General features: G+C 68.2%; 9 protein-coding genes. 7 read left to right on the plus strand and 2 right to left on the minus strand.

Annotated features, from left to right (window positions below):
* Nucleotides 1–26 precede the first annotated feature (26 nt).
* The 4 genes from ACYSM9_RS13235 (at nt 27) to ACYSM9_RS13250 (ending at nt 4,141) form a co-directional block, all read left to right on the plus strand.
* On the plus strand, nt 27–1,232 hold the full coding sequence (locus ACYSM9_RS13235) for an argininosuccinate synthase (protein WP_454485957.1): 1,206 nt from the start codon (nt 27–29) through the stop codon (nt 1,230–1,232).
* A 5-nt stretch (nt 1,233–1,237) separates the two neighbouring features.
* Nucleotides 1,238–2,722 (plus strand): argininosuccinate lyase, encoded by a 1,485-nt coding sequence (gene argH / locus ACYSM9_RS13240; RefSeq protein ID WP_461857423.1) that lies wholly within the window; start codon nt 1,238–1,240, stop codon nt 2,720–2,722.
* A gap of 123 nt (nt 2,723–2,845) precedes the next feature.
* Nucleotides 2,846–3,382 (plus strand): pyridoxine/pyridoxamine 5'-phosphate oxidase, encoded by a 537-nt coding sequence (locus ACYSM9_RS13245; protein ID WP_461857424.1) that lies wholly within the window; start codon nt 2,846–2,848, stop codon nt 3,380–3,382.
* A 21-nt stretch (nt 3,383–3,403) separates the two neighbouring features.
* Nucleotides 3,404–4,141, plus strand: coding sequence for a maleylpyruvate isomerase family mycothiol-dependent enzyme (locus ACYSM9_RS13250; protein WP_461857425.1), 738 nt, complete (start codon nt 3,404–3,406; stop codon nt 4,139–4,141).
* Between the two features lie 96 nt (nt 4,142–4,237).
* On the opposite strand, the gene ACYSM9_RS13255 is transcribed toward ACYSM9_RS13250, so the two are convergent.
* Both ACYSM9_RS13255 and ACYSM9_RS13260 read right to left on the minus strand, forming a co-directional pair.
* Complete coding sequence (locus ACYSM9_RS13255) at nt 4,238–4,732, minus strand: methylated-DNA--[protein]-cysteine S-methyltransferase (RefSeq protein WP_461857426.1); 495 nt, start codon at nt 4,730–4,732, stop codon at nt 4,238–4,240.
* Nucleotides 4,729–6,228 (minus strand): DNA-3-methyladenine glycosylase 2 family protein, encoded by a 1,500-nt coding sequence (locus tag ACYSM9_RS13260; RefSeq protein WP_461857427.1) that lies wholly within the window; start codon nt 6,226–6,228, stop codon nt 4,729–4,731. The genes ACYSM9_RS13255 and ACYSM9_RS13260 overlap by 4 nt, the downstream gene beginning before the upstream one ends.
* A 128-nt stretch (nt 6,229–6,356) precedes the next feature.
* Between ACYSM9_RS13260 and ACYSM9_RS13265 the strand changes: the two genes are divergently transcribed.
* The 3 genes from ACYSM9_RS13265 (at nt 6,357) to tyrS (ending at nt 10,658) form a co-directional block, all read left to right on the plus strand.
* The gene (locus ACYSM9_RS13265) at nt 6,357–7,025 is read left to right on the plus strand and encodes a DNA-3-methyladenine glycosylase (protein ID WP_461857428.1); all 669 of its coding nucleotides are present in this window, start codon (nt 6,357–6,359) and stop codon (nt 7,023–7,025) included.
* A gap of 61 nt (nt 7,026–7,086) precedes the next feature.
* Nucleotides 7,087–9,315 carry a HelD family protein gene (locus ACYSM9_RS13270; RefSeq protein ID WP_461857429.1) on the plus strand — a complete coding sequence of 743 codons (2,229 nt, stop codon included), beginning with the start codon at nt 7,087–7,089 and terminating at the stop codon, nt 9,313–9,315.
* 29 nt (nt 9,316–9,344) lie between these two features.
* On the plus strand, nt 9,345–10,658 hold the full coding sequence (tyrS, locus tag ACYSM9_RS13275) for a tyrosine--tRNA ligase (RefSeq protein WP_461857430.1): 1,314 nt from the start codon (nt 9,345–9,347) through the stop codon (nt 10,656–10,658).
* Nucleotides 10,659–11,052 lie beyond the last annotated feature (394 nt).

The raw sequence follows: 11,052 nt of genomic DNA on the forward strand, positions 1-11,052 counted from the left end.
CCAAACCCCAACAAGGAGCATCTGAAGTGACTGAACGCATTGTGCTGGCCTACTCGGGCGGCCTGGACACGTCCGTCGCCATCGGCTGGATCGGTGAAGCCACCGGTGCCGAGGTCATCGCCGTGGCGGTCGACGTCGGACAGGGCGGCGAATCGCTGGAAACCATCCGCCAGCGCGCGCTGGGCTGCGGCGCCGTCGAGGCCTACGTGGCCGACGCCTCGGACGAGTTCGCCAACGAATACTGCGTGCCCACGCTGAAGGCCAACGCCCTCTACCAGGGCCACTACCCGCTGGTGTCCGCCATCTCCCGCCCGGTCATCGTCAAGCACCTGGTCAAGGCTGCCCGCGAGTTCGGCGCCACCACCGTGGCACACGGCTGCACCGGCAAGGGCAACGACCAGGTCCGCTTCGAAGTGGGCATCCAGACCCTCGGCCCGGACCTGAAGTGCATCGCACCGGTCCGCGACCTCGCGCTCACCCGCGACAAGGCCATCGCCTTCGCCGAGGAGAAGGGCCTGCCGATCGAGACCACCAAGAAGAACCCGTACTCCATCGACCAGAACGTCTGGGGCCGCGCCGTGGAGACCGGATACCTCGAGGACATCTGGAACGCCCCCACCAAGGACATCTACGACTACACGGCCACCCCGGAATTCCCGCCGGCGCCGGATGAGGTCACCATCTCCTTCGAAGCCGGCGTCCCCGTCGCGATCGACGGCGTCAAGGTCACCCCGCTGCAGGCCATCAAGGAACTCAACCGCCGCGCCGGCGCCCAGGGCGTGGGCCGCATCGACGTCGTCGAGGACCGCCTGGTGGGTATCAAGTCCCGCGAGATCTACGAAGCCCCGGGTGCCATGGCGCTGATCACCGCCCACAAGCACCTCGAGGACGTCACGATCGAGCGCGAGCAGGCCCGCTTCAAGGCCACTGTGGGCCAGCGCTGGGCCGAGCTGGTCTACGACGGACAGTGGTTCTCCCCGCTCAAGCGCTCCCTTGACGCCTTCATCGAGGACACCCAGAAGTACGTCTCGGGCGACATCCGGATGACCCTGCACGGTGGCCAGGCCATCGTCAACGGCCGCCGCTCCGACACCTCGCTGTATGACTTCTCGCTGGCCACCTACGACACCGGCGACACCTTCGACCAGTCCATGGCCCGTGGCTTCATCGAGCTGTGGGGCATGTCCGCCAAGGTTGCCTCCGGCCGCGACATCCGCGTCGCAGGAAAGTAGCCCCTGTGGCTGAACAGAAAACCGAGAAGGGCCCACGGGCGCAGGGGTCCCCGGCCGAGCGAAGCGAGGTTGGGGTGCGCTCGGGGACAAACGCAGGCGCACTGTGGGGCGGCCGGTTCGCCGGCGGTCCCGCGGACGCCCTCGCGGCGCTGAGCAAGTCCACGCACTTCGACTGGCGGCTGGCGCGCTACGACATCGCCGGTTCCAAGGCGCACGCCCGCGTGCTGCACAAAGCCGGACTGCTGGACGACGCCGAGCTGCAGGGGATGCTTGCAGCGCTTACCAAGCTGGACGAGGACGTTGCCTCCGGCGCCTACCTGCCGGCGGAGTCGGACGAGGACGTGCACGGTTCGCTGGAACGCGGCCTGATTGAGCGCGCCGGTGCCCAGCTGGGCGGCAAGCTCCGCGCCGGCCGGTCCCGCAACGACCAGGTGGCGACGCTTGGCCGGATGTTCCTGCGCGACCACGCCCGGATCATCGCCCGCGGCGTGCTCGACACCGTGGACGCCCTGGTGGAGCAGGCAAAAGCGCACCACGGTGTCGCCATGCCCGGGCGCACCCACCTGCAGCACGCCCAGCCGGTGCTGCTCAGCCACCACCTGCTGGCCCACGCCTGGGCCCTGCTGCGCGACGTGCAGCGGCTCCAGGACTGGGACAAGCGGGCCGGGGTTTCGCCCTATGGTTCCGGTGCCCTGGCCGGGTCCTCGCTGGGCCTTGACCCGGAGGCCGTGGCCGCGGACCTGGGGTTTTTCTCTGCCGTGCACAACTCGATCGACGGCACCGCGTCCCGCGATGTCTTCGCGGAGTTCGCCTGGGTCTGCTCGATGATCGGCGTGGACCTGTCGCGCATCTCCGAGGAAGTCATCTTCTGGGCCACCAAGGAGTTCTCCTTCGTCACGCTGCATGACTCGTACTCCACGGGGTCCTCGATCATGCCGCAGAAGAAGAACCCGGACGTGGCGGAGCTGGCCCGCGGCAAGGCCGGGCGCCTGATCGGCAACCTCACCGGGCTGCTGGCCACGCTCAAGGGCCTGCCCCTGGCGTACAACCGCGACCTGCAGGAGGACAAGGAGCCGGTGTTCGACGCCGCCGACACCCTGGAGCTGCTGCTCCCGGCCGTGTCCGGCATGATCGCCACCCTGACGTTCAATACGGAGCGGATGGAATCCCTGGCACCCCAGGGCTTCGCATTGGCCACGGACATCGCAGAATGGCTGGTCCGCCAGGGCGTTCCGTTCCGCGAGGCGCACGAGCTGTCCGGGGCCGCGGTCAAGCAGGCCGAGTCCCGCGGCGTGGAACTGTGGGACCTCACGGACGAAGAGTACGCCGCGATCTCGGAGCACCTCACTCCCGAGGTCCGCACGGTTCTCTCCACCGAGGGCTCCCTCAACAGCCGCAACTCCCAGGGCGGAACGGCGCCGGCCGCCGTCGAACGCCAGCTGGCCGCGCTGGAAGCCGAGCTTGCCGGCGTCCGGGAGTACGCCAAGTAACACCCCCGCGAGATGGTCCCCGTCTCCACCCTCCGCGAGATGGCATGTCACAGCAATGTTTTCCAACAACACTGCCGTGAAGTGCCATCTCGCGGCGTTTAAGGTGGCCGCTAGGCTGGGTCCATGAGCGAAACCTTCCGGAAGTTCCTTCGCACCCTGCCCGACTTTCCCTCCGCCCTGCCGGCCTTCAGCCCGGATACAGCGCCGCAGGATCCGGCGCTGCTCTTCAAGCAGTGGCTGGATGAGGCCCTGGATGCGGGGGAGCAGCAGCCGCACGCCTTCAGCCTGGCCACCGTCAGCGCCGGGCAGCAGCCGTCCGCCAGGATGCTGATCCTGAAGAACATCGACGGCGACGGCTGGCATTTCGCCACGTCCCGGGCGTCCCGAAAGGGCCGGGAACTGGAAGTCGTGCCCCAGGCTGCCATGAACTTCTTCTGGGCATCCCTGGGCCGCCAGGTCAGGGTGGCCGGGCCGGTGGTCCAGCTGTCAGCGGAGGCATCTGCCCGGGACTGGGCAGAGCGGCCGCGCGGCGACGGCACCGACAACCCGTTGTGGCAGCTCTACGCCGTCCAGCCCACGGAGTTCGAGTTCTGGCAGGCCAGCAACGACGGGGAGCACGTCCGGCACCGTGTCGGGCCTGACGGCAGGCCCCTCGACTGACACCTCGGCTAGGCTGGCGGCATGAGCTCTCCAACTCCTGCCGCCCTGCTGGCTGAACTGCATAAGGCCGCCGATGCCCTGGCGGCCGAGCTGGACCGGATCCCCGCCGACGGTGCCGGGGCACCGTCCACCCTGCCAGGCTGGAGCCGCGGGCACCTCCTCGCCCACATCACCGGGATCTGCGACGCCCTTGCGCGCCAAGTGGAGTACGGACGCCGCGGCGAAACCGTGGAGCTTTACGACGGCGGCGTGGAAGGCCGCAACCGGGCCATCGATCTCGCCGCCGGGCACAGCCTTGGGCAGCACCGGGCGGATGTCGGGGCCTCGCTGCAGCGGGCGCTGGCCGCCTTTGACGCGCTGGAAGCGGATGAGTGGCAGACCCGCATCGCTTTCCGCGACGGCGTGATCTTCGACGCCGGCCTGGCGCTTTGGCGGGAACTCGTCATCCACACCTCGGACCTGGGCACGGGCAGGGGACCGGAAACGTGGAACAAGGAGTTCTGCTCGCACCTTTTCGACTTCCTGGCCGCGCGGGTCCCGGCCGGTACGAGGCTGGTGCTGCAGCCCGTGGCACTTCCGCCGCTTACCCTCGGGGCCGGCGGCAGCACCGTCGTCGTCAGCGGCATGGTGACGGACATCGCCGCCTGGCTCGCCGGCCGGACGCCGTCGCTGGACAGCCTGCGGGCCACCGCGGCAGGGGACAGCACCGACCTGCCTGGACTGCTGCCCTGGCCGTCGGCGATGCCCGAACCCCAGTAGCGGTTCTGCCCCAGCCCCTCCGCGAGATGGCACTTAACGGCAGTCCGGGCGCCCGGCATTGCCGTTAAATGCCAACCCGCGGGAGGGGAAGGGGGCTCAGGCGGCTTCGCGGGCCAGCAGGCTTTCCTTGACGCGCAGTCCCCAGCGGAAGCCGCCCAGGGAGCCGTCCGTGCGGATCACGCGGTGGCAGGGGACGAACAGGGCGGCGGCGTTGAAGGCGCAGGCGCTGGCCGCGGCCCGGACGGCGCGGGGGTTTCCCGCCAGGGCGGCGTACTCGCTGTAGGTGACCGGGAAACCCGGCTTGACCTCCCGCAGGACGTCCCACGCGTGGGCGCGGAACGGGCCGGACCGCTGGAGGACGGGGACGGCCATCGCAACGGCCGGCTCGCCGGAGTAGAAGGCCTCGACGGCGGACGAGATTCCCGCCAAGCCGGCCACCTCCTCCACCGCGTCCGGCCGCAGCCCGGGATGGATCTGGCCGGTCAGCCCAGCCAGGCCCTCCGTCCAGCCGGAGGCAAGGACCACGCCGTCCCGGGCGAGGATCGTGAACGGTCCGTCCGGGGTGGACATTTCCAACAGTTGCGCTTTCATGGCATCCCTTTCGCGGGAACGGTCGTTGCGGACGTCTTGCGGGGCCGGGCCGCTGCCCGCCACAGGTGCATCGTGGCGTAGGAGCGCCACGGACTGGCTTCCCGGAAGTCCGGGCTGAAGGCGTGCCCACCATTATCGAGGACGCGGATGCCGTTGCGCACCGCAGCGTCGTTGGCAAGGAAGATATCGGGGGCGCCGAGGACCCGCATGGCCACGTACCCCACGGTCCATGGGCCCACCCCCGGCAGGGGGAGCAGGGCGGCCGTGAGGCCGGGCAGGTCGCTGCCGTAGCCGAAGTCGAGCCCGCCTGAGGCCATGGCCGCGGCAGCCTGCAGCAGCGACTCCATCCTCCTCCGGGGACCGCTTAGCAGGTGCCCCGCGTCCGCGATCTGCGCCGGGGTGGGGAACAGCCGGTCCAGGCCGTCCCCGGGAACGCTGCAGGGACTGCCGGCGGCGGACAGCCGGGTCAGCGAGGTCCGCGCCGCTGCCACGGTGATCTGCTGGCCCACCATGGCCCGAACCAGCAGTTCGTCCGGATCGAGGGCCCCGGGCAGCCTGATGCCCGGAGCCTGGGCCACCGGGGCCGCGAGCCGGCTGTCAGCTGCCAGGACGGAATCGATGGCCTCCGGATCGGCGTCGAGGTCGAACAACCTGCGGACGCGGCTCAGCAGTGCCGGCAGGTCCCGCAGGTCCACCGCGCCGACGGTGAGGGTCAGCGGCCGCCCCCGCGCGCCGTCGTCGTACTCCACCCGGAACCTGGCGTCGCCGTGGGGCAGGCGGAGGGTGCGCGCGTAGGAGGTTTCCGTGCCCTCCTCGATCCCGGGGATGGCACGGACGGCGAGGAAGGAGAAGATCCCCGGATCGAAGGGGGCGCGGTACGGCAGGCTCAGGACCAGTGACGTGCTGGAGCCGCCGACGTTCCGGTGAGCGCCCGTGGTGTGGTGCGCTGTGCCGCGCAGGGCCGTTGGCGTCATGGCGAACACGTCGGTGATGGTGTCGTTGAACTGCCGCACGCTGTTGAAGCCTGCGGCGAAGGCGATGTCGGCGAGTTTCATCGACGTCGACACCAACAGCGTGCGCGCGGTCTGGGCCCTGCCCGCCCGGGCCAGCGACAGGGGACCGGCGCCGAGTTCCTGCGTCAGGATCCGGTTCAGCTGCCGCGGCGAATAGCCCAGCCGCGCGGCGAGCCCCGCTACGCCGTCGCGGTTGATCACGCCGTCGTTGATCAGGCGCATCGCGCGGCCGGCCACGTCCTGGCGCACGTTCCACGCCGGGGTGCCCGGCACCGCCTCGGGCAGGCAGCGCTTGCAGGCGCGGTACCCGGCGTCATGGGCGGCGGCGGAGGTTTCATAGAACGTGACGTTCGAAGCCTTGGGAGTTCGGGCCGGGCACGAGGGCCGGCAGTAGATCCCCGTGGTGCGGACGGCCGTGAAGAACTGGCCGTCGAAGCGGGGATCCCGGGCATCGATGGCCCGGTAGCGCTGCCAGAAGTCCATTCCTCCATCCTGCCACCCCCCGGTGCCTGCTTCTAGCGGAAATCGGACATGGCCGTGGATGCTGAAAGTCCCGTGGCAGCCCCTGAACCACGCAGCTGGAACCGGCATTATCTGGGTAAGGTCATGAAATGACCCAAAGCACTGGGGCAATGGAACCTCTGCGCGAGTTCCTGTCCGCGGACGCCCGGGAGCTGGCCCCGCAGCTGCTCGGCGCCGTGCTGACCCATGAATCCCGGGACGGCGCCGTGTCCGTCCGGCTGACGGAAGTGGAGGCCTACCTCGGCCCGGAGGATTCCCTGCACCCGGATCCGGGCTCGCACACCTACCGCGGCCCCACGCCCCGCAACGCGCCCATGTTCGGCCCGGCCGGCCACCTGTACGTCTACTTCACGTATGGGATGCATCACTGCACCAACATCGTGTGCGGTCCCGCGGGCGTGGCGTCCGCGCTCCTGCTGCGGGCCGGGGAAATCGTGGAAGGCCTGGAGCTGGCGAAGCGGCGGCGCCCGACGTCGAAAAGCCCGGCCGACCTTGCCAGCGGCCCGGCGCGCCTGGCCAAGGCGCTGGGACTGACGACGGCGGACAGCGGCCGGGACGCGCTGGCCCCGCCGTTCGGGCTGCAGCTTCCGTCCGTCCCCGGCGGTCCCGTCAGTTCGGGCCCGCGGGTGGGCGTGGCCGGCGCCGGGGGATCGGACGAGTATGCCTGGCGGTTCTGGCTCACAGGGGACCCCACCGTCTCGAAGTACAAGGCGGCGAAGCCGCGGACTCGGCGCGGCACCGGAGACGGCAACGTGTGACCAGCGTTAATTGAAATGGTTGTAGAATGGACGGTCTGTCTTTCGCGATAGGGGAACGTTGATGCACGACGCCGAATTGGCCCACGAACGGGAGTATGTAGCCGGCCTGTATGCCCGGCTCGAAGAGCTCCGCGAGGAGAAGCGCCGCCAGCTGGCGCAGGTCCGCCGGGCCGGGGCCGTGGGCACCATGCAGAACGTTTCGGAACGTGACGCTTTCGCCGCGCTGTACGAGGACCGGCTGGCGCAGCTGGATGCCGTGGACGACCGGCTGGTGTTCGGCCGCCTGGACCTGGACTCCGGCGAAGCCCAGTACATTGGCCGCATCGGCCTGACCACCGAGGACCTGCAGCGGCTGATGGTGGACTGGCGCGCGCCCGAAGCCGGGCACTTCTACCAGGCCACCGCCTTCGACCGGCAGGGCGTGCGCCGCCGCCGGCACCTGATCCTGCAGGGACGGGACGTGAAGGCCATCGAGGACGATGTGCTGGACGCCGCGATGCTCACGGACGACGAGTCGCTCCAGGGTGAAGGGGCCCTGCTGGCGGCGCTGAACTCCAAGCGGACCGGCCGCATGTCCGACATCGTCAGCACCATCCAGTCGGAGCAGGACCGCATCATCCGGTCTTCCATCTCCGGCGCCGTCGTGGTCCAGGGTGGCCCGGGCACGGGCAAGACTGCCGTGGCGCTGCACCGTGCCGCCTACCTGCTCTACACCCACCGTGACCGGCTCAAGAGTGCCGGCGTGCTGCTGGTGGGCCCGTCGTCGTCGTTCATGAAGTACATCGAACGGGTGCTGCCCTCACTGGGCGAGACCGGCGTCGTGATGGCCAGCCTTGGCCGGCTCATGCCCGGCATCCAGGCGGTCCCGGAACCCGACGCCGACGTCGCCGCATTGAAGGGCAAGCTGGAGATGGCCGCCATTGTGGCCAACGCCGTCTCCAACCGGATGCGCGTCCCCGCGCAGAACCGGATCCTCGAGGTGGACGGCCGCAAGCTGACGCTGACGCCCAGGCAGGTCCGCCGTGCCCGCGAACGGGCCCGCGCCACGGGCAAGCCCTACAACGAGGCGCGCGTAACGTTCGTCAAGATACTGCTCCGTGAACTCACCGAACAGCTGACCGAGCTCGTTGAAGCCGGGAACATCGGCAACAACGCGGACCGCTCCTACCTTGCCGAGGACGTCCGGACCGCGCGCGACGTCCGGATTTCCCTGAACCTGTGCTGGATGCCCATGACGCCGGAGAAACTGATCTCCGATCTCTTCAGCAAGCCCGAGGTGCTGGAGTTCTGCACCCCGAACCTCACGCCCGCCGAGCGCGCATTGCTGCTGCGCCCGGCGGACGCCCCGTGGACCGAAGCCGACGTCCCGCTGCTCGACGAAGCCGCTGAACTGCTCGGCGAGCTGGATCCTGCCGCCGGCCGCGGACTGGCGCAGCAGGAGCACGACCGTGCGCGGGACCTGGCCAACGCGAAGCAGACCCTGGTCAACATGGAAGCCGCGGGTGTGGACGCCCTCATGAGTGCCGAGGACCTGGTGGAGCAGAACCAGGAACGTATCGCCCGGCTGACCGCCGCGGAGCGGGCCACCAGCGACCGGACCTGGGCGTTTGGCCACATCGTGGTTGACGAGGCCCAGGAGCTTTCGCCCATGCAGTGGCGCCTGCTGGTCCGGCGCTGCCCCCTGAAGTCCTTTACGATCGTTGGCGACATCGCCCAGACCAGCACCGTGGCCGGGGCCAACTCGTGGCAGGGCGCCCTTGCCCCAATGTTCGGCGACCGGTGGCAGCTGGAAGAACTGACGGTCAACTACCGCACGCCGTCGCAGATCGCCGAAGCGGCGGTTCGGATGGCCAACGCGGCGGGGCTTGTGGTGTCCGCGCCCAAGGCCGTCCGCGAGGGCCGCTGGTCACCCATCATTGACGAAGTGGCGCCCGGCGCGGTGGTCAGCCGCCTGGTCGAGGTGCTTCCTGAGGAACTGGAAGCGCTCGACGGCGGCCTGCTCGCCGTGATTGCCGACGGTGACCTTTTGCCCGAGGCCACCGCAGCCCTCCGCGCCGCCTACGGCCGCCGCATCGGCACGGGCGCCGGCAGCTACGAGCAGGACATCGTGGTGATCAGCCCGCGTGAGGCGAAGGGCCTGGAATTCGACGGGGTGGTGGTCCTGGAACCGTCCATGATGCTTAACCACCGGCACGGCAAGGTGGGGGACCTCTACGTTGCCATGACCCGGCCCACCCAGCGGCTGCGCCTGATCGCGGCCGAACCCGTGCCCGCAGGAATCGCCCGCTGACCCTGCCCGATCCTGCTAACTTAGAAGGCGTGCCAGAACTGAACAACCTCGAACCGCAGCGCAACGACCCCACTTTTGCCAACATCTGGCAGGAGCTGAAGTGGCGTGGCCTGGTCCATGTCTCCACTGACGAAGCCGAGCTCGAAAAGCTCCTCGCCAACGGGCCGGTCACCTACTATTGCGGCTTCGACCCCACCGCCCCGAGCCTGCACCTGGGCAACCTGGTCCAGCTGCTCGTGATGCGGCGGCTCCAGCTGGCAGGGCATAAGCCGCTGGGACTGGTGGGCGGTTCCACCGGCATGATCGGCGACCCGCGTCCGACGGCGGAACGAACCTTGAACACCAAGGAGACCGTCGCGGAGTGGGTTGGCTACCTCCAGGCCCAGGTGAGCCGCTTCCTGAGCTTTGAGGGTGACAACGCCGCCAGGATGGTGAACAACCTGGATTGGACGGCGCCGCTGAGCGCCATCGATTTCCTGCGTGAAGTGGGCAAGCACTTCCGGGTGGGCACCATGCTGCGCAAGGACGCCGTGGCCTCCCGCCTGAGCTCCGATGAAGGCATCAGCTACACCGAGTTCAGCTACCAGATCCTGCAGGGTATGGACTACTTGCAGCTCTACCGCGACTACGGCTGCGTCCTGCAGACGGGCGGTTCGGACCAGTGGGGGAACCTCACCAGCGGAACGGAGCTGATCCGCAAGGTGGAGGGCAAGAGCGTGCACGCGCTGGGAACGCCGCTGATCACCAACTCGGACGGCACCAAGTTCGGCAAGAGCGAGGGCAATGCCATCTGGCTCGACGCCGGCATGTGCAGCCCCTACGCCTTCTACCAGTTCTGGCTCAACACGGCCGATGCGGATGTGGTGGACCGGCTCAAGGTCTTCACCTTCCTGAGCCGCGCCGAGATCGAAGAGATCGCCGTGTCCGTGGCCGAGCGTCCGTTCGCCCGGGAAGGGCAGCGGAAACTTGCCTTTGAGGTGACCTCCCTGGTGCACGGGGTGGAAGCGACCGAAAAGGTGATCGCCGCCTCGGCCGCGCTGTTCGGCAACGGTGACCTGTCTGCCCTGGACAAGCCGACACTCCAGGCCGCCACCTCGGAACTTCCGTCCACCACCGTCCAGGTGGATGAACTGGGCATCGTTGACCTGCTGGTAGCGTCCGGGCTCTCGGAGAGCAAGTCGGCAGCGCGGCGCACCGTGGGTGAGGGCGGCGCCTACGTGAACAACGAAAAGGTGCTCGACCCCGAAGCTGTCATCGCGGAATCCGAACTCCTGCACGGGCAGTACCTGCTTCTTCGCAGGGGCAAGAAGAATCTTGCCACCGTTGAGGTCCTGGTTCCGTAGCCCGGTTCCCTAGCCCGGGTTCCCTAGCACCTTCCGGATCCGCATGCACGCCTTTCGGCAGCCGATTTGCACGGCTGCCGGGGGGCGTGTATTGTTTTCTGAGTCGCCGCCGCTGAGTGGTGACAAACCCCCAACTGATAAGAAGCAATTCTTAGCCGCGTGCAACGTGGGTGATGGAAATTGCTTCCTATTTTGCTGGGCGGATTCATTCCACCGGGTAAATTTGCCGAAATAAGCGGATTTGCAAAAGTGAATATGAATGAAATAAGCTTGAAACATCGCAGCGAAGAAATACGGAATGAGAATTCATTAGCTTGAATTATTCCGGGAATATTCGAATGTGTCTGTTGTTTGAGAACTCAATAGTGTGCCATGTTTGTTGATACCGATTATG

It is taken from the genome of Arthrobacter sp. C152 (genome assembly GCF_054890965.1).